Source organism: Apilactobacillus kunkeei (genome assembly GCF_005930975.1).
GTDB classification, from domain to species: Bacteria; Bacillota; Bacilli; order Lactobacillales; family Lactobacillaceae; genus Apilactobacillus; species Apilactobacillus kunkeei_E.
Map to the genome: position 1 here is coordinate 120,960 of NZ_VBSE01000040.1, position 26,556 is coordinate 147,515.

Consider the following 26,556-nt stretch of genomic DNA (forward strand, 5'->3'; position numbering starts at 1 on the left):
TATCATTGACTTTATTAATTTCGTTCTTATTGTATTGCAATATATCATCTCCTACAATTAATAAAAAATCAGTGATTTATACTTCACGTCTTAATCATGATAACACTCTTAACCATTTTTTAAAATGATTTTAATTAATGATTAAATAACTTAAATAATTCTTTATAAAAATTTAAACATTATTAAAAAAGTAGTCAAAAAAGAGGCACGCTCCCGTTTAGGAGCGCGCCTCTTAGTTGATATATTAACGTTTACTAGAACAGATACTAGTCATCATTTCTTTTAACAAAATCTTTATTAGCAGTGATATATTCGGAATTTCCAATGTAAAGTCTAGTAATTCCATAATATTTAAATACCTTTTTAACCTTAAAGACGTTGTTTTGTTGCAATTTAGCAGTCCAATTATTAGCGCTAAATTTCAAATTAGTGTGAATTCTAACACCATTCTTAGCAATCACCTTATATACCTTGTAATTCTCATGATAATAACTACCCTTATCATTCTTAGCTTTTGATGAAGTGACTTGTTTAGTCTCATTATCTCTACGACGGAATGTAACTTGGGCATTTGAACCTTGGTAGAATTCCTTCAAGTATGCTTGAACGTAAGCGTCGCTATACTTAGACAAGTTATTTGGAAGTGGCTTGTTAGCTACTCGATCGGACTTAGCAGCCTTTGTACCCTTACGTTGTTCGTAAGTATTTTCATCCACCACGAATTCCTTGTTACTTGTTACATAACGACCGCTACCTAGATAGAATCTAGTAATGCCATGGAATTTCACAACATTTTGGACTCTAATGACATCGTTTCTACGTAGTGTAGATACCCAGTTATGTTCATTGAAAGTCTTATCCGTATGAATCAAGGCACCCTTTTGAAGTCTAAAGACAGTGTAGTTCTTTCTGTAGTAACGACTATTACCCTTTGGAGTAAGTGTTACTGAGTAACCAGGATGCTTAATTGTTTGCTTCTTCTTGATTACTGGAGCAGTTGTCTTCTTGACGTTCTTCTTAGTAGTCTTCTTAGGTTCTTGCTTCTTGATAGTCTTATGAGTCTTAGCTACTGTTGGCTTCTTGGTGCTTTGAGTCTTCTTCACTACCTTCTTCTTAGTTGGTTTAGTGTTAACGACTGGTTTGACCTTCTTAACAACCTTCTTCTTGGTTGTCTTAGCCTTCTTAGTAGTCTTCTTGGTCTTATCCTTCTTAGCTAGTTGTGTTGCTTCTACATAATCCTTATTAGCAGTGATGTAGTCACCATTACCTACGTAGAATCTAGTAGTCTTATTGTGTCTAACAATCTTAACTGCCTTGAATAAGTCACCCCGTTTTAGAGTGATTACCCAGTTCTTCTTAGTGAACTTAGGACTAGTGTATACTCTCGCACCATACTTATTGATAACTCTAAATAGCTTGTAGTTCTTCTTGTAGTACTTCTTACCAACCTTGGAGAAGTCACTTTCTTGATCAGCTTTCTTCTTAGCCAAGAATTGGTCGTAAGCTCTGCCGTATGCAGTTTGGTAAGCCAATGACTTGCCAGAAACATCTTGTTTGGCAACACCCTTCTTAACATCGGAACTTGCAGCCACTGTTGCTTGGTAAGCATCGTCTGTTGCAACGTTTCCAGTTGGTGTTTGATTACCATTGCTTTGAGCTGATTGGTAACCCTTGTATGCAGAATCTGCATAGTTGAAACCAACTTGGTAATAAGGATTGTCAGACTTAGATTGGGCATTAGCTGTGTTTCCATCGCCATAACCAGTTTGTGATTGTTCGTAACCCATCTTGATTGATGCAACGTCTTCAGGAGTAGCTGAGTACTTGTTAACAGCTGCTGATTCTGTAAGACCTTCAGTGTATGCCTTAGCACCATTGTTAGCTGCTTGCGTAGCAATTTGAGCTTCACGTTGGTATGCAGCAACGAAGACTGGGTCAGTACTATCGTTTAGATGGTTATTTGGACGGTTAGAATTGATATCAATCAATGCTAATACGGAACCACGGTAAGTGTTATCAACGTTAGTGTTGTTGTTATGACTTGCTAATTGATCAGTACCTAATTGAACTAATTCAATACCGGTCTTAGCGTCATTGTAACCCTTGGTAAAGATATCCTTAACGGATTGGTTATTACCAAATTGACCTAATGAATCATTCAATGAACCATTTTGTAAGTAAGTTACGCTGGCGTTCTTAGTAATTTGACTAGCATATGCCAATGCCTTGGCGTATCCAGCCTTGTATGGAGCACCTTGTTCAGCATTTGCATATTGACCAGGATTTCCATTCTTGATGTCGTTAAGCGCAGCAGCGGCTCCACGGTAGACACTGTCTTCGTTAGAGTTGCTTGTGTGGTTAACGCCATCATTTGCATTTTGCAATGCAAGGTTGTAACCGTTTTGGGCATCGGAGTAACCCTTAGTGTAAGCATCGCGTTGAGCTTGGTTGTTACCAAATGTTGCCAATTGGTTATCTAAGTTAACATCGTTACCAAAACCAGTTGCCCCATTGACGGTCTCAGGTTGTGCAGCTTGAATTGCTTTTTGATATGCATCGACGTAGATGCTATCACTTGAAGCATTTGCTTGAGCACCACTATTACCATTCTTCACATCGGTAATTGCATTAACAACGGCCTTAAATACCAAGTCGTTGTTGCTGTTTGATGTGTATGGGCTAGTTTGACTAGGGTTTTGTTGAGCTTGTGCGTAAGCAACTTGAGCATCATCGTAACCCTTGGTAATTGCATCCCTACTTGCTTGGTCATCACCAACACGGTCTAATAGGACGCTTAGCGAAGTTGCGTTTAGGTATCCAGTCATACCACTTCTTAGGATTTCCATTGCTTCACTCAATGCCTTATCGTACGCACTTTGAGCCACAACATCAGAATCAGATGGACGACTGTTTCCAGCTTGGCCTAACTTAACATCGTTAAATGCAAGTGATGAACCATGGAAAGTTTGAGCCGCATTGGTATCAGTTTGACGACTATCTGTATCTGGTTGACTCTTAGCTTGACCGTACGCAGTTTGAGCATCTGAGTATCCACGACTGATTTCCTTCTTAAGGGTATCGTTATTACCTTGTGCAGCAAGTAAGTCAGCTTCTGCTTTGCCTTGGTTAAAGCCAACCGCACCACTTTGAGCAAGTTGATTACTCAATTCTTTAGCACGGTTAAATGCCGCAACGTAAGCTGGGTTAGTTTTGCTTGCGTCTGGTTGTGCATTCTTATCTTGGGCAACGGCATTAAATGCATCAGCAGCTCCACGATAAGTTGCATCTTGATTACTTTGACTAGCATGATCAGATGCCTTAGATGCATCCACTTGAGCTTCGTTAAATCCATTATTGGCGTCAGTGTAACCAGTAGTGAAGGCATCCTTCAATGCTTGGTTGTTACCGAATTGACCTAATGATGAATTCAAGTCGGCCTTGTTACCAAATGCAGTAGCACCAGCATTTGCTTGAGCTTGGGCTGCTTGTAATGCCTTAGTGTAAGCTGCTCTAAATGGTGCTGATTGTTCTGCGTTCGCATTTTGACCAGCAGTACCATTCTTAACATCTAACAAGGCAGCAGCGGCTCCACGGTATACTTCATCTCCGTTGCTTGTTGATGCATGGTTTGCACCATCATTAGCATTTTGAAGAGCTTGAGCGTAAGCGTTTTGCGCATCAGTGTAACCTCTGTTGTATGCATCCTTTTGAACTTGGTTGTTACCAAGTTTAGCAAGTTCATCAGCAAGGTTAACACCTTGGCCAAATCCAGTCGCACCATTAGTTGCTTGAGGTTGAGCTTCATTCAATGCACGTTGGTAAGCATCAACATAGACAGGATCAGTTGAGTTCTTAGATTGTGCACCGATGTTGTTAGCCTTCACATCAGCAATTGCATTTGCTACGGCAGCAAATACTAGGTTGCTGTTAGTGTTAGCAGCGTATGGGTTAGTTGCAGTTGGGTTTTGTTGAGCTGCTTCATAAGCAGTTTGGGCATCGTTGTATCCCTTAGTAATTGCATCCTTATCTGCTTGGTTATTACCGGCAGCCATCAATGCATTTTCTAGTGATGATGCCTTGATGAATGCGGTACTACCGTTCTTAGCAAGACCTTGAGCAGCACTCAATGCCTTGTCGTAAGCAATTTGAGCAACTGGATCACTGTCAGCTGGTCGACTATTACCATCTTGACCTGACTTAACATCGTTGAATGCCAAGGAAGCACCATGGAATGTCTTATCAGCGTTGGTATCACTTAGGTGAGTAGTAGTGTCAGGTTGTAATTCAGCTTGTGCGTATGCAGCTTGAGCATCAATATATCCTCTAATTGCTGCATTTTGCAATGCCTTGTTATCGCCTTGAGCACTGATTAATTCTTGTTGAGTGGTTCCTTTACTGAAACCAATTGCAGCATCTTTGGCAATTTGTAATGCCTGGCTCTTAGCACGGCTAAAAGCAGCAAGGTATGCAGCATTAGTTTGTGATAAATCAGGATTTGGATTTTCCCAACGTAATACTGCATTAAATGCATCAGCAGCACCTCGATAGACCTCGTCTTTATCACCATTCGAACTATGAGTAGAACCCATATTAGAATCTTTTTGGGCATCATTGTATCCAAAACTGGCATCGTCATATCCCTTAGCAAAGGTATCACTTAATGCTTGTTTGTTACCAAATTGACCAAGTGCGGTCTTAAGGTTGTCATTATTACCAAATGCAGTTGCCCCGGCATTGGATTGAGCTTGAGCTTGTGTTAATGCCTTAGCATAAGCATCCCTATATGGACCTGATTGTTCTGCAGTTGCATTCTTGCCAACAGTACCATTCTTAACATCTAATAAGGCAGCGGCTGCTCCACGGTATGTTTCATCACCATTGGATGATGTACTGTGGTCAGCTACGTCATTTGCATTTTGTAATGCTTGTCCGTATGCGGTTTGTGCATCATTGTATCCCTTGGAATAAGCATCCTTTTGTGCTTGGTTGTCACCAAATGCAGCAAGTTGTTGTTGTAAATCAACACCCTTACTGAATCCGCTGGCACCATTAGTAGCCACCGGTTGAACTTCGTTTAATGCTTTTTGGTATGCAGCTTGATATGCAGGATCAAAAATCTTGTTAGCTTGAGCTCCTGCTTCACCGTTCTTCACATCGCTAAATGCGTTTTGGGCAGCTTCAAATACCAAGTTACTGTTAGTTCCATTTGCATATGGACTAGTTTGACTAGGTGTTTGTTGAGCTTGAGCGTATGCAGATTGTGCATCGTTGTATCCCTTAGTAAATGCATTCTTATCAGCTTGGTTGTCACCTAGTTTTGCTAATTGATCAGATAATGTTTGACCGTTACCAAAACTAGTTGCCCCGTTATTAGCGACTTGTTTAGCTGCATTTAACGCAACTTGGTAAGCATCTTGATATACCGGGTTAGTTTCGGCAGTGGCGTTTTGACCTTCTTCACCGTTCTTCACGTCGTTAAATGCTGCAGCAGCACCCTTGAAACTTTCGTCGATATTGGTAGTACCAGTATGACTGGTGTTATCTGGTTTTTGACGTGCTTCATCGTAACCTTGTGATGCACTAGCTTGACCATATTGGTATGCGTTGATATCTGATTGAGTCCATCCATTCATATCAGTATTAGTCTTGGTGAAGTTGTTTTGAGCTCCAAGAGAAGCCTTAGTCAACGCCTTGTCGTATTCCAAACTATATTGGTCTTGATATGCTTGAGTCTTATCGGAATTAGTATCGAATGACTTCTTGTTAGCACCATTGATGGCATCAGTGTATCCATCCTTGGCACCATCATGACCAGTTTGAACATTAGTATTTGATGATGAGTAGTTTGCGTTAGCATCCTTTTGACCGTTAAATTCGGTTGCTCCACGTTTACCATCTGCTACTGCTTGAGCTCCAGCTTGATATGCTGCACTAGCATTTTCTGGTGCTTGTTGGTTAGCAATTGCATCATCATGACCTTGTTTAGCATCTTCATAACCCTTTTGTGCGGCTAATCCTGATGCATTACTGTCATCACTCTTAGCACCACCGGCATTGTATGTGTTTGCCCCTTGTAATGCGGCAGTTGCACCATCAGCAGTTGCCTTTTTGTAAGCATCAGCGTATGCCTTAGCTTGAGTGGCATCTGTTGATGTCGAGTTGTTAGTACCGTAACTACTATCGTGGAAACCATTTACAGTTGCGTAGTATGCAGCAACTTGAGCAGGAGTTCCATTGTAGACAGCCCTTGATGGGTTGGTCTTGGCGTCACTGTAACCAGTTTGAACATCCTTAGCAGTCTTAGCACCGGATAGGTATGAAGCATCATTGTTGGATTTATCGACGTTACTACTGTTTTGAGCATTGTAACCAGCTTGAGCTTGGTTGTATGCATTCTTATGAGCAACATTGATTGCGTCATTTGAATTAGTAGCGGTATCTGTTTGGTTCGCATTGAATTGTGCTAAACCTTCAGCAGCAGCTTGGGCAGCTTGAGACTTAGCACTCTTGTATGCGTTGATGTATGCAGTAGATTTACCATCTAGTGAAATATCGTTACCAGTCTTGCCAGCAATGAAACCATCCTTAGCACCTTCAAATGAGTTGTAGGCATCACTGTTAGCAATGTTATTGTTAGCAATTGTAGTGTCACCTTTGATTGCGTTGTATGCGTTTTCTGCATTTTGCTTACCAGCATTGTATGCAACTAATTCAGTTGAAGATAGTTTTGAAGTATCTGTGGATGGGCTAGTTGCGTATGCATCGTTAGCACCGCTAGTAGCAATTTGCTTAGCACTGTCATAAGCATTGTTGTAAGCATCTTGGTATTGAACTGATTGACCTGAAAGACTTGGATCCTTTGGTTCATCATTCTTACCAGTAGCAAACGCAGCTTGAGCAGCTTGATAACCTGCTTTTTCTGAAGCAGATTCGTTACCAGTCAATTGACCGCCACTAGTGAATAATTGACGACCTGAAACCATGTCGTTGTAAGCAGTTACCCCAACCATGAATTGAGGGTTAGCTTCTTGAGATTCTGTGTAATTACCACCATTTGCAGCAGCTTGATAACCTGATAGTGCGTCGGCATAAGCCTTTGCAGCAACACCGCTTGGTGCGTTGGTTACAGCTGGACTGCTTTGGCCGTTGGCAAAGTCCTTAGCACCATCAAGAAGTGCTTGGCTAGCGTCTGCTTGAGCCTTCTTGTATGCAGTTTGGTAAGCCAATGACTTATCAGATAAATCAGTAGTATTACCAGTCTTAGCATCATCGAATGCTTGAAGCGCAGCCTTATTAGCTTCGTTTCTTGGTGCATCGTCAGTGTCATTATTGACCTTACCGTTGTATGCGTCTGTGTATCCACTTAATGCAGATAGACCATACTTGTTACCGGTTTGAGTCCCACTATTTTCACTCTCAGCAACCTTAGTACCAGCAAATCCTTCATTGAAACCTTCTTGAGCATCCTCATAACCATCTTGACCTAGTTTGTCACTTGGTTTTCCTTGGTTATTTACAAATGCGTTGGCCCCTTGTGTGTATTGTACTTGCATTGCTTCAATGGCTTGCTTGTACGCAGCACGTTTGATTGGATTATTTTGAATATCAGCATTGTCTGAGCTAGTGCTGTGACCAGGGTTGTTAACCAAGTCGTCCTTAGCTTGTTGAGCTGCAGCTGTAGCACTTAGGTATACAGGATCTTGGTTGTTGGCATCGGTATTGTTATTAACGATTCCACTAACCGCGTTTTGAACAGTATGAGCTGAGTCAATTCCTGCTTGTTGTGCTGCAGTTGGATGATCGATTGCTGGACCATCTGTGACTGAATCGAAACCAGCCTTAGTTTGTTCATAACCTTGTGTCAAACGATCCTTAGCTTGTTGTGAAGTAACCACGATGGTATCAGTACTGTTAGCACCACTATTGAATTGTTGTAGCCCAGTTTGGTAGTTAGCCTTCAAATCATTAATAGCTTGTTTGTATGCGTCAACATATGCTGGAGCTTTTTCTTGCGCAGATGCAGGACTATCTGGGTTGGATGCAATAGCATTACTTGCATCAGCATAAGCAGATTGAGCGTTTTGATATGCAGTCGAATCAGCGTGGTTAGTTGATGTGTTGTTTTCAGCATCACTTAGACCAGTTTGACTTGAGTGGAACGCATTGTAACCCGCTTTGTATGCGTTAGTTGGGTTAGCTGGTAGGTCTGCTGTTGGATTGTCCTTAGCATAATCGTAACCATCTTTGGCATCTGTATAACCCTTTTGTTGAGCGACTACGTGTGAATCAGTACCAGTTGGTTTATCAGAACCGTTGTTAAACGCAGTAGCACCAGTTCCGGCATCAATTTTTGCTTGAGCCTTGGCAGTTGCATAGGCATCATTGTAAATCACAGTTTGACTTGGGTCGGTTGGTGTTTGGTTAGCTGAGTTACCATTAGCACCATCAGTGTAACCGTTCAATGTAGCCTTGTATGCAGCTTCTTGAGCAGGTGTACTCTTGTATTCAGTACCATTATTTTTAGGATTATCTGTCGCATCCTGGATACCGTTTGCTAATTGTTTAGCGTTTTCAATTCCTTGAATGTAGTTGATATCCTTGTTGTTTGAATCAACGTTACCATTCTTTTTGTTGTTATAACCATCCTTAAATTGAGCATAAGCTGACTTGTAAGCTTGGTTTAATGCACCATTGGAATCAGTTGATTGATCATTTTGACCCTTAGCAAAGTCAATTTGAGCTTGATGAGCTTGGGCTTGAGCTTCGGATTGAGCCTTTTGGTATGCAGTCATGTAACCACTTGGATGATCATTAACGTCAGCTGGCGTAATACCAGTTGCACCCGCTTTAAATCCGGCCTTAGCACCATCAAATGCATTAGCTGCATCGGTACCAGGTACATTTGGATTGCTCTTGGTGTCATCACTCTTAGTGTCGTCATATGCAGTTTGAGCGTTTTGACGACCAGCTGCGTATGCATCCTTTTGAGCTTGAGTCCAGTCATCTTGACTAACTGGTGTAGTGTTGTCAAAGGCTTCATTAGCACCAGCTTGAGCCTTAGCTTTGGCGTCGTTGTAAGCATTGTTGAAGACATCGTTATAAGTTTCAGACTTACTGCTTAGATCAGTTGGTTTATCACCATCATTTTGTCCAATAGTGTAAGCACTCTTAGCAGCTTCATAACCAGCCTTTTCAGCAGCACTTGCATTATCTGGTAATTTTTGACCTGAAACATAATGGTCATGTCCTTGAATTGATTCGTGGTATGCAGTAACACCGGCTTGGAAAGAAGGATTCTTTTGTTCATCAGATGTAATTGTTGAACCATCCCTTGCAGCTTCGTATCCAGACTTGGCTGCTTCGTATGCAACTTGAGATACCTTATCTAACGCCTTATCACCAGTAGGTTCGGTATCACCATCAGTAAACGCCTTGGCACCACTTGTAGTAGCTACTTGAGCAGCTGCCATCGCCTTTTCATATGCTAATTGATAAGAAACCTTAGGTTGGTTTGAAATATCAGATGTCTTGTTTTGCTTAGCATCTTCAAACGCTTGATTTGCAGCAGCATTAGCTTGTTGTTGCATTGCAGTTCCTGAATTATCTTGTTTACCATCCAATGCTGATTGGTATCCATCAAGTGCCTCTTCACCAGCTTTTTGACCAGCTACAGTTGCACTGCTTTGGTTAGGCATTGTAGTGCTATTGAAACCAGCACTAAAACCAGATTGGGCATCGGTATAACCTTTATCCCCTAGGGTTGTGGTTGGTTGAGCTTGATTATTCAAGTAAGCATTTGACCCGTCAGTGTATTGTTGATGCATTTGGTTAACTGCAACTTGGTATGCAGCAGCCTTGATTGGGTTGTTTTGAATGTTTGGATCATCTGAAGTAGTTGAATGATCTGGGTTGCTTTGCAAGTCTTGTTTTGCTTGTTGAGCTGCAGCGTTGGCAGTTTGAACAATTGTATCATCACTATTTAAAACGTTACCAGTTGCTACGCCGTTAACAGAATTAATCACCTTTTGCGCCATTTCAGCACCAGCTTGGGTAGTTGAGTTAGCGTTTTTAGCTGTTGCTTTGTTAATCTTGTCATCGAAACCACGTTGAATGTCGTTGTAACCTTGTTCAATTTGGCTCTTAGCTTGACTTGAAACGGCAACGCTTGTATCAGCTTGCTTATTACCAGAAATGAATTGGTCTTTACCAGTAGCATAGTTTTGATTCAAATCGCTAATTGCCTTAGCATAAGCAGTTTTGTATACCGGTGAGTTATCGCTAGCACCTGCTGGTTTATCTGGATTAGCACTAATTGCTTTAGAAGCAGCATCGTATGCTTGTTGAGCCTTAGTGTATGCAGTGGTATCTGCTGGAGTAGTAGTTGTACCGTTTTCGATATCACTAATACCTGCTTGACCAGACTTGTTAGCATTAAATCCATCTTTGTATGCTTGAGTAGCACCTTCTGGAATAGTAGCAGAACTGTTATTAGCATCACTATATCCCTTTGATGCATCTTCATAACCCCTTTGTTGAGCAAGGTTTTCTGCAGAAGTTCCAGTTGGTTTGTTATTACCGTCAAGGTATGAACAAGCACCAGCTGAAGCGGCATCTCGTCCCTTTTGTTGAGCTACTAGGTAAGCGTCATTGTATGCCTTACTTTGAGTGCTATCAGTGGATTGAGCATTTGCGTTATTACCATTGCTACCGTCTAGGTAACCATTAACGGTCGCCTTGTAAGCAGCATCTTGGGCAGCTGAACCAGAGTTATATGAACCCTTCTTACTTGGATCAGTTAATGCGTCAGAAGAACCCTTAGCAACGTCTTGAGCAGTCTTAACACCAGATAGGTATGAAGCATCCTTGTTGGATTTATCGACATAACCATTGTTTTGAGCATTATAACCAGCTTCAGCTTGGGTGTAACCATTTGAATGAGCAACGTTTATCGCATCCTTAGCATTGGCAACAGCAGTATCTGTTTTATTAGCGTTAAATTCTGCAGCACCTAATTCAGCAGCTTGTTTAGCTTCTTGTTTAGCAGCGTTGTATGCGTTGATAAATGTCTCAGTCTTATTAGTTAGGTCAGTGGTTGAACCAGACTTACCGTCTGAGAAACCAGCCTTGGCACCATCAAATGCTTCAGCAGCATTGCTACCTTGAGCATTTGTGTTTTGTGCATCAACATCGCTCTTAGTTTGGTCGTAACCAGCCTTAGCATTAGTTTGACCTGCTTTATATGCATCCTTTTGAGCTTGATTCCATCCTGATTGGCTAAAAGTAGAGGAAGCATTACCAAATGCTTCTTGAGCACCAGACAATGCCTTACTATTAGCGTCATCATAAGCCTTCTTGTATTCATCTTGGTAAATACCTGATTGTTGACTTAAATCATTTCTCTTAGCTTCATTGTTAGCACCTGATTGGTAAGCGTCACTCGCAGCTCGATAAGCTAATTTTTCAGCTTCAGATTCGTTTCCTGTCAACTTACCACCTGAAACGAATAAAACATGACCATTTTGAGCATCGTGATATGCATTATATCCAGCCTTAAATGAAGCATCATTAGTTTGTGCCTCACTAAGTTGTTTACCTGATTTAGCTAAATCATAACCTGATTGTGCATCATCGTAAGCATCGGCTTGAGCCTTAGTCTTAGCATCACTAGCGACTGGACGACCACTACCGTTAGCAAATGCATTTGCACCAGCAGAAACAGCAGCTTTAGCGTCATCAATTGCTTTGTTGTATGCATCTTGGAAAGCGACTGGCTTAGTTGCCAATTCAGATTTCGTCATTTGCGTGCCGTTCTTAGCATCGTTAAATGCTTTTTGAACACCACTAGCTGCATCCTTAGTTGTTTGTGATGCATTTGCTGGAACTGAATATGTTGAATCATTTGATTGCATTGCTTGATGGTAGCCAGATAGTGCATTTTGCCCAGCTGTTTGGCCAGTCTTAGTAGCACTGTTTTGGTTAGGCATTGTAGTGCCATTGAAACCAGCTTCAAATCCTTCTTTAGCATTGTTGTAACCTAGTTGACCTAGCGCATCATTTTGAGCAGGTTTTGATTGATTACTTAAGAATGCAGTTGAACCATTATCGTAATTTTCCTTGTATTGAGCTTGAGCTTGCTTGTAAGCAGCAGCCTTAACAGGATTATTTACGATATCTGTGTTAGTGGATCCAGTAGAATCAGGATTACTTAATAGGTCACTACGAGCTGCATCGGTTGCACTATTAGCAGCTTGAGCGACTTTATCGTCACTGTTTTGATATAAACCATTAACTGTAGCTTTAACAGCGTCAGTCAATGTCATAGCAGCGCCCATCCCTGCTTTTTGAGCAACGTTTGGATTAGTAATGGTTTGACCGTTAATTGCAGCATTGAAACCAGATTGTGCATCAGCGTAACCTTGGCTAATTCTATCCTTACCTTGTTGAGAATCAGAACTGCTTGTGTCAGCGCTTGATTCGGCATTCAAGAATTGTTGTTGACCTGCAACATAGTTGCTCTTCAAATCATTTTGAGCTTGCTTGTAGATGTCTTTATATGCAGGTGAAGTGTTAGTGGTTGCTGCTGGATTGTCTGGGTTATCGGCAATTGATTGAGCAGCTTCCCTGTATGCTTGTTGAGCTTGAGCATACGCTTTATCGTCTTCGTGAGTAGAAGACGTAGTAGCACCACTTTCAATGTCAGCTAGACCTGTACGAGCAGATTGAGCAGCATTGTATCCAGCCATAAATGATGGATTGTTTTGTTCATCAGCAGTTGGCGTTTGCTTATTAACAGCAGCGTCATGACCCTTCTTAGCATCAGTGTAACCTTGGCTTTTAGCTTGACCAAGCAAACTATTATCGTTTGTGGTGGCTTGACCATCGTTAAATGTGTTAGCACCGTCCGAAGCATATTGTATTCCTAGTGCATGAGCTGTGGTATATGCATCAGTGTATACCTTAGCTTGAGCAGAATCGGCTTGAGGAACTGTTTGGCCACTAGTATTGTTCTTAGCACCGTCTAGGATACCTGCCATAGCAGCATCGTAAGCGGCTCTTTGTGAATCATTAGCTGGTTTAAATGAAGTGTCATCCTTACCAGTTGCTTGTTTAGCTTCTGAAACACCGGTGTCTTCATCATTACGTAGTTGACGACCTGCTTGGTAAGCTGGATCGTTGGTATTGATATCAGCTCCAGCTTTACCATTGTAACCAGCGTCTGCTTGAGTGTAACCGTAGTTTTGAGCAACGCCGTCTGCAGTATTGTCATTTGTTACTTTTGCTTGGTTCTTAGTAAAGGCAGTAACTCCATCGTTAACTTTAGCTTGGGCTTGTTGTTGAGCCTTTTCATAAGCAGCTTTGTAGACAGGGTTACTGTCATTATTCTTACTTTGACCAGCTTGGCCGCTAATAATGTCATTAACAGCTGATTGAGCACCGTTAAATGTCTCTGCTTTATCTGTTCCTGATGGGTATGGATTTGATGCTTTAGTGTTGGTTTCAGCTGTTGAATATGCACTGTTGGCATTAGCTTGACCAGTCGTATATGCATCTTTTTGCTTGTCATTCCAAGTATTCCAAGTACTTGCATCGACAGATTGACCACTTAACACATTAGCTGCCCCTTGAGATGCCTTATTTTGTGCATCTTCATAAGCTGCATTGTATGCGTCCTTGTAGGCTTGACTCTTACCATCAAGATTTGCCTTTTGGTTGTCATCCTTACCAGTTGCGTAAGCAGCATTAGTAGCATCATAACCGTCTTTTTGAGACTGACTCCAAGAATTGTATGTTTCTTGAGATACTGGTGTATTACTTCCCGCAGATGCTAAACCAGTTTGACCCTGAGTGGCGTTGTTAAATCCAATCATAAATGATGGATCATTCTTTTGTGCTTGAGTTAAGTCATTTTCGCTAGTCTTGTTTTTAACGACTGCATCATGACCATTTTGCGCGTTCAAATAACCAGCGCTTTGAACCTTTGATAGAGGATCAGTAGCATTGGTATTACTATAACCATTTACATATCCATTTGCACCATTATCATAGTATGGTTTTGCTTCATTAGCTGCCTTGTTATATGCAGCTTGGAAGGCGTTGCTTGCGTTAGTGTATGAAGCAAGAATGTTACCTTTACCAGCTGAAATGTCATCATAAGCTTGGGTAGCACCAAGATTACCATCCATTTTATTGCTATCTACATTACTGTAAGTAGATGAAGCAATTCCAGTTTTGGCGTCGTTATAACCAGCTAACGCGTTTTTACCAGCTGTTTGGCCAACTAATGTTTGACTATGGTTATTTTGAAGGTTTGCACCTGTAAAGCCGGATTTGAATCCATTTTGTGCATCCTTGTACCCCATGTCGTATTCAGTAGTTGGATTAGCAGATTCAGCTTGACTGTTTAGGTATTGTTGAGCACCTGCATTATATTTAGCCTTCATAGCATCAACTGCTAATTTGTAGGCAGTTCGATAAACATCATTATTGTTATTTGGATTTACAGATATTCCTCCAGCTTCGTCGGAAGTATCTGGATTAGTATCAAATGCATTTTTAGCATCTCCAGCAGCTAACGCAGCAATATTATAGATTTGATTTGATGTTAGACTACTGTTGCTTGTTCCTGTGTTAGCAATATCATTAGCTGCTTGAACAACAAGTTGACCTTGTTGTTGACCATATAATGAACCGGAATTTTTATAAGTGGATGGCACATTTTGTGATAGTACACCATATCCATAACCAACTGTGGCATTGTTCAAACCTTTTGTTCTCATACTTGTTGAATATGAGTTTGATCCAGCAGGCACAGAAGTATTTTGTGTGACGCTTGATGCCAAAGCTTGGTATCCGATTTGATAATCATTTTTCAATTCACCCATAGCAACACTGTATGCGTTTTGATATGCTTGAGATTTTCCAGTCCTATTTGGCATTGTTGTCGCATCAGGATTTTGGATTAATTGAGTATATGCATCTCTATAAGCATTTAGTGCATCTTGATATGAGGTCGAGTCCTTAACACTACTTTGGTTAACTGTGTTTCCATTAACAGCATCAATATTACCTGCATTTTCAGATTGATATGCATTGTAACCAGTCATGTATGCAGTATTAGATGGGTTTTGAGCAATTGATTGAGCTAAACCATCACTGAAACCCTTTTGTGCTTGCCCATATCCATAGTTAAATGCTCGTGAATCAGCATCATTACCTATTGCTTGGTTTTGACCTCTAACGTATGCTGAAGCACCGTTATTTCCATCTGTAATGGCAGTGTTGTTTGATTGGTTATAAGCATCAACATAAGCTTTGGCTTGATTTTGATCACGACTCTTTGGTTGACTAGCTGAATTAGGCGTATTATTCCAAACATCATTGTATGCTCCAGCAGTACCGTCATAAGCAGCGTCCCTTGCTGCTGAACCACTACTATATTGACCAATCTTAGTTGGATCAGCCTGAGCATCCTTAATACCTGCTTGAATATCTGAATACATCTTGCCACCATTAATGTAGGCAATATTTTGGTTAGTGGAATCAAATTCATTGATCTGTGCCTTACCGTAACCAATTGATCCTTGATTAAAACCATCTTGTCTTGCATCATCGTCAATGGTTTCAGGATTATTATTTGGTTGTGGTGCTGTTATATTACCTTTTTGGAAGTATGCCAATCCATCTAATTCAGATTTTTGTGCATTTTGGGTAGCGGCATTAAATGCTGCTACATAGGCATTAGAAGTCTTGTTAACCTCCTTACCATTGGAAGGTAATGATAATGTAGATGTATTAGTAGACTTAACAGTGGCGTAAGCATCCTTAACACCATAGTAAGCATTTAACTGATCACCAGTTAGGCCGTTATCGGTACTATTCAATTGTTGGGCTTGAGAAACACCACTACCAGATTGTTGACCTTGAGTATAACCAGTTAGGTAGGTTAAATCTTGACTACTCTTAGGTTTATTTGCCACCCCCTCGGTATATCCGTTTGCAGCACTTTTACCACCTGCAGCATAGTTAGAATCACTTGCCGCTTCGCTTTGACTGAAGGAACCGGCTGTATAATCGTTGGCCCCCGCTTGTTGGCGACCTGATGCATTAGCTAGACTATAAGCGTTTTGATAAATAACGTTGTTCCCTTGTGTAGAACTGTAGGTGTTCTTGTTGGTTGATGTTCCTTGAGTACTTGCAACACCATCTTGATATCCATCAACAGAACCTTGGTATCCATTTTGATAAGCAGTCTGGTTAACATTAGATGGAATGCTACCTGCAGATGGAACATTACTGATATTTGGTTTTGCCTTAACATTAATAAGTCCATTGTTAGTCCCCAATGCTTGTGAGTATGCCATGGTATATACGGAACTGTAATCAGTATTGTTATATTTACCGGACTTAGCATCGACTAGTGCTTGCATTGCATCCGCATATCCATCTTCACTTCTATTAATAGTTGATGTAATACCACTATTAAAGTCAGTAATTGCATCTAGGTAACCTTGCTTATACTTTGCACCTAATTTGAATCCACTGGATGCATTGGTATTAGCTGGCGCGGAAGTATTAGTTGTATTAATTGCTTGTTTGAATCCTTCTGTTGCTTGGTTGTACGCTTGAATATATGCAGCCTGCATTGCTGGAGTACTTTCACGATTTGCACTCGCAGCGTTACCATTCGCGAAATCTTGTTTAGCATGGTCAGAAGCTGCATTGATATCAGCTACGGCAAGGTTGTATCCGTCAACATAAAGTGTTCCGTTTGGACTATTTTGAATCGTTGTAATTTGACCATTAGCAGCTGCATTGCTTAATGCATCGAAAACACCATGATAAGTTTCTGATGTTGAATCTGCAGGATATTGCGGATTCTTTTTACTTTCAGCTTGAGCATAATCTCTTAAGAAAGTAGTTCCAACACCCTGACCAGCAATATAGTTAGCATTTGTTGTTGCAGTGTTACCAGAAGATGGCAATTTAATCTTATCGTGGTATCCATCCATTACTTGATTGTAAGCTGCTGTATAAGCATCGTTCTTAGCACCATCCGCATTTAATGTTAAACCAGATGCTGTTTGATTTTGACTTAATTGTTGCAATGCTTCACTAGCTAAATTAGCGCCATCTGAATAAGCCTTGTTATATGCATCAACGAAGACCTTGTCAAATTGGGAAGTAATTGTCTTAGAACCAGTAGTTGAACCAGTAGCAACATCCATGTATCCAGCCTTGGTACCATTGTAGGCATCCAATTGATCTGAATCGCTTGGTGCGTTGTTTTTAACTGATTGAATAGCAGTATTAATCCCTGTTTTTAAGTTTTGTTTTTGAGTTTGACCATCTATATAACCAACGGAGTTGGTATTAACGTTGTTTCCAGTAGATCCATTGTATCCGTTAGTTAGGTCATTAAAACCAGCTTTGATGAATCCAAATGAAATCTGAGGAGTATTGTTAGCTGTAGTTGGAGGAACGGTTGTCATTTTCGCAACACTTTCACCACTTTGGTAATCGGCTTGTGCTTTAGTACTGAACCAATTTTGCAAGTCTTTGTACAAAGTACCAGTATTATCTTGGCTATGGCTGTATGCGTTATTTTGCAATGACAATGATGCCAACTCAGAGTTGAAGATGTCGGCAGCGACGTTATATGCTACCGACTTGTTACTATCATTACCTGTTAAGGACGGTTTAGTACTAACTAACGCATTATTAGCATCATTAAATCCGGTTGTAGCATCATTTTTAAATGCTGTATAACCCATATTGTATGCATTTTGTAGCCGTGCAGTAAATTGGTTAATGATATCTTGAGAGTTTACATAAGACTGATCATCCTTATTAGATGGTGTTGGGTATACCGGTAAGGTTTGTTCATTACCATCTCGAGCATCCAATAAACCACGTTGGGCTGTTGAATACCCTTGATTGTAATAGTTAATGTAGTAAACATCTTTATTATTTACAGATGCCACTTTTTTATTTTGAATGTAATCGCGCGCACCTTGAAGAAAGGCATCTATATCACCAGATTTTTTGGCATCAGATATTTGGTCACTAACCCCAACTTTAAACCCAGTAACGTATGTCTTACTAGTGCTATTAGTGGTTGCGTTTGGATTATTTGTAGCAGCAGCATACCCATCAGCATGCCCTTGTTCAGCTGTTTGTACACCCGTTGCATAGTTGTTATCTGTTTTTTGTAGGTTTTGATTAACGTTATTGGATACGTAATCATTGGCACCAGCTTGTTGTTTTCCTTGTGCATTACCCTCAGCATATGAGTTAGTATAAGTCGCTTGAGCATTACCTTGGTTGTTATTAGCGTTTGGTGTCCCGCCAGAGTTTATAGCGATACCATCTTTATAACCATCAACCGCCCCTTTATATCCTGTTGAGTATGAATTTTGGACGTTTTGGTTGGTATAGGTGCTTGGCACTGATGTAGGGTTATCCTGAAAGGTGCTAAGCTGACTGCTATCAACACTTTTTACATTGGTTAGTCCATCAGATTGACCTTGGTTGAACGCAGTTTGTGCATCATTATAACCATTAGTATATGATTGTTGCCCAATCGTTGAATTATTATAGGGTGCAGTTGGTGTGCTTGAACCCTTAGTGTTATAACTATTAGCCCCTGCTGCATAAGACAAAGGTTGTACATATGCAACGTAACCAACTTCTTCGATTTGGTCTAGCTTAGTTTCAGTTTGGCCAATTAGGTTTACGTCAGATTGGAATGGACTATTTATTGATCTAGATCCTTGGTAATATCCGTATTTAATACTCTTGTATACAGTTCTATCACCTGCAAACGAATCATCACTCAATGCTCCGTGACTGGTCATTTGACTTTCTTGATTACCAGAAGCATATAAATTAGTAGCCGCCTTGTTAATCGCAGCCTGAGCAGCATTGTAACCATCTTGAACTGCGGAGAAGTTAAGACTTGGGTCAGTGTTACTTTGTGTAGGCTGGCTTTGAGACATTGCTCCAGCGATTAATGATTTGGCGTATTGGTATCCAGCTTGTTTAGCACGACTAGCTGTTGCATCCAATTTTTGGTTATTTACTGCAGCAAAATAACCAGCTTCAGCATCTAGGTATGCTGATTGTCGGTTAGGATCTGTAATCGCAGCGTATTTTGAATTAGCTGCTTGGATTGTCCCGTTTCTTTCATCTTGAACGAAGTCAGAAGCACCAGTTGCATCCGCAATCCCGGCTGTCGTACCAGTGGCTGGCGCACCCAAATAAGATGTCGGAAGATTAGATTTGCTTATAATCGTATTGGCATCTAGTCCAAGGTTATTTGTCGATAATGCGGCAGTATAAGCGGATACATATTGATTCATCCCTGCTTGATAATCAGGTAGTTGTGATAATGAATTAGTTGTAATACCATTCCTGGCATCCCTTACACCTGCATCATACAAAGCACGTTCGTAACCTTGTGCATATGCAGTTGGGTTTGGTGAATTAGAGTAGGCACTTGTCTGTCTAAGTTGGTCGACAGAAAGTGGATTGTTAATATTAAATGCTTGATATCCAGACTTAGCAGCTGTGTAACTTACAGAGTAATCAGTGTTAGTTTGAGTATTAAAATCTTCTTGATTTTTAGCATTTAAGTTATTGTTTACCAAGTCGATTAATGCATCACTTGCACCAAGTTTTTGTTTTGATAAGTCATTGGTACCAACTAAGAAAGTACCATTTGTATCCTGTGCAATTTGACCATTTTGTAATGAATAACCTTCAATATTTGTGACAGAGTTACTACCACCCAATACACTTGTGACACTGGCTAAACCATACTTAAGTCTCATTCCGACATAAGTTGGATTAGATGCCACTGACTTAGGAATTGTAAAGGAAATTGGAATAATTGAACCGTCGTAGTTACTTGGAACCGATACAAAACCATAGTAAGAATTAGGATCTACAACGTTAGGTGTCGTATTTTTAAGAGTTGAATTATTGTAACTAGTTAATGAATTAAAGTTACCATTCGGATTTGTGTTAGAATAACCGACCCCGTAGTAAATATTTTGGTAGTTACCAGAATAATTTGAAACTTTGGCATTCGCAGTCACAACAGTATCTCCATTACTATTAACGTAGCTTTGAAGATTTCCAACAAATTGAACTGATGGTAGGTTGGAAATGACTAATTTATGAGTATCAGAGATTTGTCCAGATACACTTCTTCCATCAGAAGTAACACCGGTATAAGTAGTGCTTCCAGAAGGTAATTGGAATTTGTAGAAATTAGTTGGAGTAGTAGAGTTATCTGTTGTTACAGCAACGTTATAGGCAGTAATGGCCCCAGAATAAGTTTGTCCATTGGTACCACTATTAGTTTGAAATGCATTAGTAGAATTATTTGTCAAAAAGACCGCATTATCTGGACCAACACTGTTCATGTTCAAATTACCATAGTAAGGAATTACATATCCCCCACCATTATCGTATAAACCTACGATTAAATTACCACCATTAGCAACATTAAAGTTTGCAGTTTGAGGATTTCCAGAATTATAGTTATTGATTAATCCACCATAGGTAACTTGTTTAGATGGGGTTCCACCAACGTTATAATTGGCTCCGACTGATGAACTAGGGGCTTGAGCTAAAAGCACCTTGATTAGTCCACCATTAATTACATTAATCGTAGTGGTTCCTTTGAAGTCAAATGCTTGTCCATATTGTCCCGGAACACCGTTAGCACCTTCATAATTAATTGTCCCACCATCAACATTAATAGTGGAAGTAACAGCAGAATCGGTAGCAATACCTGAACCGATATAATTAGAACGGGTAGATTGTCCACCAATCAAGTTCAAAACCGCATTTTTAAGAACGTTCAGTGAAGGCGTGTTAGCACCGCCGGAGGATAAATAAATACCATAGTTAGCTCCATCGTATGCGCCTTCAGCTTTTCCATAAGCATCACGAGTTAACAATGTCATCTTAGAGTTTTGACCAAGAGTAAAGTTTCCTTTAGCAATGATGTTGGTACCACCATTGTCTGGAGAAACAGCTCCAAAGTATCGAGCACCGTCTTCTAGAACAAAGTTATTGACTTCAAGGTTCTCTTGGTTACCTCCACCCTGAATCGCATCCCCACTTCTTTGATAAGGAGTATAATTATTATTGTTATTGTAATTGTAAGCAACATTACCATTAGTTGTATTAATATCATATGGGTTTAAGATGTTAACATTTCCAGAAAAGAATACGTCATTTGAATAAGCACTAAGTAATTGAGGCCCCACGTAGTTCAAGTTAGAATAATGGATACTTCCACTTCCATTTAATTGAAAAGGACCATAATAATTAGATCCATATAGAGTTTGGAAATTCTTTAAATATAAATCTTTAAAAGCATTTCCACTTATGGCGTAGTTCATTCCGTTAAAGTCCATTAAGTGATTCTGACCATCAACTATTAACGACGATAAGTTAGTGGTGATTGTTGAATTAGTGAATCCACTTAAAGTATTTCCAGTTAATCCCACATCACCGACTAACCTAATATTATTAACGTTAGCTGAAATTGACCCACCTGAATTTGAAATGGAGTTTTGTTGCCCAGTTAAAACTGAATAGAATTGTTGTCCATTTAAAACAAATGCTGTACCACTCTGTGATTTCGTTACAACGTCGTTATAACCTAGAGTGTTGTAATCTGTATCACTCGTTGCTGTTTTAGCTTGAATTGAACTGTTCCCATTATAATTATCATTGGTGAAAGTTTGTGAAATAGCCAGCTTAGCACCACGATAAGCTTGATCATAAGGATTATTTGTTGGTTGAGTATTAGATTGAAGATAAAAATCAGTATTGTTTGTGGAACCTTTTGAAATACCAGTCCACTTACCAGATTCAGCATCATTAATTCCTTGTTGAGCTAACGCCATATTAGCCCCTGTTTGAAATGCTTTGTTCAAACCGGCGTAATTAGCATACATTTGTTCAGCGTTGGTAATCACTTGGTTGTTTTGATCTGGAACAGTAATAGTTGTACTTGGTAATTGAACACTGACGTTATCTGCATTATTTAATTTGTTTAACAATGTTGTTTCATACTTATTAACAGAGTTAGTTGCTTCAATCGGGTTGTTAGCACCACCACGATAAGGTGAGTCACTACTAGCGTATGATTGAGGAGTTCCATCAATGATTGCCTGAGCAGACATAGTGGCTCCAGAAACAGGATCACTACTTTGTAGTGATGCTACTGCAGCTGCACTTGGAGTACCAGAAGGAACTGCTAAACTGGCGTTAGCAGTGGTTCCGTTATCATTACGTCTAACTGGAGTATTACCATAGTATGTGTAATCTTGAGTACCTGCACCATAACCATTTGTTAATTGGTTGTAGGCATTCATAGCCGCTTGAGCACCATTGTAGGCAGCGTTGTAGTAGTTTACAGCTTGTCCGGTTAAGTTATTTGAGTTGTTACCTTTCCCGTTGAAAGCATCTGAATAACCTTGTTGAATTTGTTGTGAATAACTAGCTGATTCGTCATTGTTGTTAAAACTAGGAGCTTGACCATTCGTAGTTCCTACAGTAACAACTGGAGCAGACGCACTGGTTCCTGAAGACGCAATGGTCCCGTTATTTGAGGCAGCGTTATTGTTATTTGCAGCGTTTCCGCCACCACCACTTTGTTGATTGGTTGTAGTACCACCGTTTCCACTATTTTGAGTGTTTCCACTGTTACTATTGCTTGGGGCAGGATTGGTACCATTAGATCCATCAGCGGCATGAGCTGTCGTCCCGCCCATTGTGTATGCAGTGGTTCCCAAAAAGGCTAATGTCGCAACGGATACTACAACCCATTGTTTCTTAACCTTCTTCATCATTTTTTTATCTTTTACTTTATTAAATTGCTGCTTGTTATATTGCATATTAATGGCCCTTTCAAAAAATTAAGTTACATTATTAGGTGTCGATGTTAATAACTATTTATTGTATGTTTTGTAAAGTGCTAATTCATAAAAACCGCGCACTTAAGGTAATTTTACATAATCTTTATATTATCATTTTCTTAAAACTTTTTAAAACATTTTGAAGAAGTTTTTAACTTTATTAGATTAAAACATACACCGTGTCTAATAAAATCTCCGAAATAACGGTGAAATCATGTGTTTAAGGATTTTTTAATATTTAAATATAGTTATATAAATTGTTAAATATTCTTTTAATTTCAATCTCAAATATCATAACATATAACTTAAGATTTCTATAATAAAAATAAACATAAAAATACTTATTTAGCTTTACTTGCAAAGATTAAATAATTTTTCTTCTAGCTTTCATTATCAATGATTTTCTTTTACAATATAATAAATAATATTTGCGTTAATATGGGAGGTATAAATTTTGTCACAACAACGATTATTAGACATTAAAAACGGCTATAACTTCCGTGAACTTGGTGGATACCAAACCGAAGATGGCCGTTTTGTAAAATGGAATAAAGTCCTGCGTTCTGGAGAACTATCCGAATTATCTGATTCTGACTTAGCTTTTTTGGAAGATTATGGTATTAATTTCGATGTCGACTTAAGATCAGACACTGAAAGACAAAAGGCTTCAGATAAATTACCTAAAAAGACAAAGTTTATCGCAAACCCCGTCTTCAACAGTGGTCATGATAAGACTGAGCGTCAATATGCTGAACAATACATGAATGATGCTACGCGCGGCAAACAAAATATGATTAATTCATACCAGTCAATGGTAACTAGTCCATCCGCACAAAAAGCTTTTAAGAATCTTTTTAAAACTTTATTGGCTAACACTGACGACGGAGCTGTACTATTCCATTGTGCGCAAGGAAAGGACCGTACTGGTCTATCAGCTGCTTTCTTCTTGTTTGCTCTGGGCGTTGATGAAGAAACTATAAAAAAAGATTACTTATTATCAAAAGAAGCAATGAAACCATTCATTCAAGTGAAAATTGATCAATACAGTAAGTACGGTATGACCGAGGAACTTCGTCAAAACCTACACGACTTATATACTGTTGATGAATCATACTTTGATGCTGCTATGGATACCATCAAAGCTAAATATGGTAACATTAATAACTTCTTGCATGAATTCATCGGGTTAACCGATGATGATATCGCTAAATTAAAAGAAATTTACCTTACTGATTAAATAACATTGGAGTGATTTTTATGGGATTTAAAAAAGCTGCTGCTGCTTTAGGTATAATGTCTACTGCAGTTGGGGCAGGAGCTTTTATGTTCAGTAACTACCTATTTAAATTAGGTATGAACAGAAAGGACGACGAACCTGTCCCACAAACTAGCCAATTACGTTTTGCATACGCATACTACCGTTATGTCGATTGGTTCCACGCTATTCCAAAAGAAGAATGGGTATTAAAAGAAGTCGATACTGGAGAAAAAATGATTGCTTCATATGTCCCCGCTGAAGAAGAAACAAAGAAAACAATCATTATGGCTCATGGTGTTGGATGCAATCGTGAAACAATGGCTAACTTCATTAAGATGTACCACGAATTAGGTTTTAACGTCTTAGCTCCAGATGATCGTGCCCACGGCGATAGTGACGGTAAATACGTCAGCTATGGCTGGAAGGATCGTATCGACTATCTTCGTTGGATTAGGCTAGTACTTGAAAAAGTCGGTGAAGATGCCAAAATTCTTTTGTTTGGTATCAGTATGGGAGCTGGAATTGTCACAATGTTAAGTGGCGAAGATTTACCAAAACAAGTTAAAGCAATTATCGCTGATTGTGGATACACCAATGTTGGTGATGAATTTAACTACCTACTAAAAGATATGTTCCACTTACCTCCATACCCAATTGAACCTCTGGTCAGTGCAATTAACTGGTATAAGGTTGGATATCGTTTGCATAATGCCTCATGCACCGAAGCATTGAAGAAAAATGATTTACCTACCCTATTCATTCACGGAGATAGCGACATTTACGTACCAACTTACATGTCTTATGAAAACTACGCTGCATCTAATGGTCCAAAACAACTTTGGATCGTGCCAGGTGCTGGTCATGAAGAAAGCTTCTGGGTTAATCCAGTTGCATACAAAAAACGTGTTAAAGATTTCTTACGTACTCATTTTGACTAATAAAAAAGACTCAGCATTTCGCTGGGTCTTTTTATTTAGTCATTATTTTCATTGTATTCTTTAGTCCATTCTGATTCACTCAAAATAGATTTAGCAAAATTATCTACATGTTTTTTTTGTACCACAGTATTGTAGTATGTCTTAACCAAAGACAACACACTAACTGTTTTATTTACCTTCGGAGCTTGAGATACAGGTCTATTACCCAAATGAGATGAATCGAGATATTGAAGCTTAACGTTTGATCCGTCAACATCAAATTGAAGATCAGCTAAACCATCACCATTTAAAGTTAATGAACTGTATCCATTGGATTTCGTCCCATCGTAACAAATCCTACTAAGGTAATAGTCGTCAGTATTTCCATCATCATTACCTAAAAATTTACTCTTTATAACAGTGTTGTAATGAGAATATTGATCAAAATTAGTCTTTTTACCCAAAGATTTAGACTGCTCATCTCTAGTCCATTCATAAGCTAATAATCCAATTGTTTTATCATCCAAGTTATTTACATTAACTTGACTAGAATGATTATCACTTGAACTACAACTAGTTGAGTTAGTAGCTGTCGAACTGACCTTTTTTGAAGTTGCCCCCGCTCCATATGGTTTATCTGATGAAGTATTTGATTTACTCTTTCCACAACCCACTAAAGCAGTTGAGATTAAAACAAGTACCCCCATCATACATATAATTTTTTTCATCACAAAACCTCCCTATAATATTTTTATAATATCATTAATTTAAGGTTATGGAAAATTATAATAAAAAAGGAATAACCTTACAGGCTATTCCTTTACTTAATAGTTAGAGTCATAAACATTGATGCATTAATAATCATGTAGACAACAATTGAAATCACTAGTGGCTTCCAATCGTACGCTAGACTAACTTTCACACGGTTAAACCAGCGTCTGAAGTAATGTCCTTCATCTGCATCAATAATTGAATCAATAATGTTGAAACTAATCTTGGCATTAATATAAGCCATATATAGAATCGTCAAAGCACCAATTAATAATACTAGTCCGCCTAAAATATCACCGACTGGAAGTGTGTAGTAAGCAAGTGCTAATTCCTGCCCAGCCAGTAATAACGTAATAATTGTTGGTAAAGCCACAATGCGACGTGATGGTAACAATGTGCAAACTAGGTAGAACAATACCAAGATCACTGCATAAATTAATGAACTTAATAATGTTGACCAATTAACTAAAAAGAATGTCACTTTCACACTGCCCCAGTGAGCAAAGTGGGCTTTACTAAAACTGTAATAAACTGTAAATAAGAAGAATAGGATAGCAAATATCCATCCTTCTTTTGTCATTTGAAATTTTTTATTCATTATATATCACCTACCATTCATTCTAACTGATTTTAAAAAATTACACAAAAAAAGAGCTGACGGATTGCCAACTCT

The 26,556-nt window shown here is 39.3% G+C and carries 5 protein-coding genes; 2 read left to right on the forward strand and 3 right to left on the reverse strand.

Features of this window, described 5'->3' with window-relative positions; translation table 11 throughout:
* Nucleotides 1-266: 266 nt before the first annotated feature.
* The gene (locus tag FD688_RS04320; protein WP_138741935.1) at nucleotides 267-22,916 is read right to left on the reverse strand and encodes a DUF5776 domain-containing protein; all 22,650 of its coding nucleotides are present in this window, start codon (nucleotides 22,914-22,916) and stop codon (nucleotides 267-269) included.
* A 475-nt stretch (nucleotides 22,917-23,391) separates the two neighbouring features.
* Here FD688_RS04320 and FD688_RS04325 point away from each other — a divergent pair, with 475 nt between their 5' ends.
* Together FD688_RS04325 and FD688_RS04330 are read left to right on the forward strand one after the other, a co-directional pair.
* Complete coding sequence (locus FD688_RS04325; protein WP_190242907.1) at nucleotides 23,392-24,174, forward strand: tyrosine-protein phosphatase; 783 nt, start codon at nucleotides 23,392-23,394, stop codon at nucleotides 24,172-24,174.
* A 20-nt stretch (nucleotides 24,175-24,194) separates the two neighbouring features.
* Nucleotides 24,195-25,133 (forward strand): alpha/beta hydrolase, encoded by a 939-nt coding sequence (locus tag FD688_RS04330; RefSeq protein ID WP_138741937.1) that lies wholly within the window; start codon nucleotides 24,195-24,197, stop codon nucleotides 25,131-25,133.
* A 35-nt stretch (nucleotides 25,134-25,168) separates the two neighbouring features.
* Here the strand turns inward: FD688_RS04330 and FD688_RS04335 are convergent, their stop codons facing one another.
* Entirely contained in the window at nucleotides 25,169-25,840 is a 672-nt protein-coding gene (locus FD688_RS04335; RefSeq protein ID WP_138741938.1) for an Lreu_0056 family protein, read from the reverse strand.
* Between the two features lie 92 nt (nucleotides 25,841-25,932).
* Nucleotides 25,933-26,481 (reverse strand): hypothetical protein, encoded by a 549-nt coding sequence (locus FD688_RS04340; RefSeq protein WP_138741939.1) that lies wholly within the window; start codon nucleotides 26,479-26,481, stop codon nucleotides 25,933-25,935.
* Between the last annotated feature and the right edge of the window lie 75 nt (nucleotides 26,482-26,556).

Excerpts from the sequence above, each read along its gene's own strand:
- FD688_RS04320 (WP_138741935.1), bottom strand. The coding sequence starts at position 22,916 with ATGCAATATAACAAGCAGCAATTTAATAAAGTAAAAGATAAAAAAATG.
- FD688_RS04335 (WP_138741938.1), bottom strand. The coding sequence starts at position 25,840 with ATGAAAAAAATTATATGTATGATGGGGGTACTTGTTTTAATCTCAACT.
- FD688_RS04340 (WP_138741939.1), bottom strand. The coding sequence starts at position 26,481 with ATGAATAAAAAATTTCAAATGACAAAAGAAGGATGGATATTTGCTATC.
- FD688_RS04330 (WP_138741937.1), top strand. The coding sequence starts at position 24,195 with ATGGGATTTAAAAAAGCTGCTGCTGCTTTAGGTATAATGTCTACTGCA.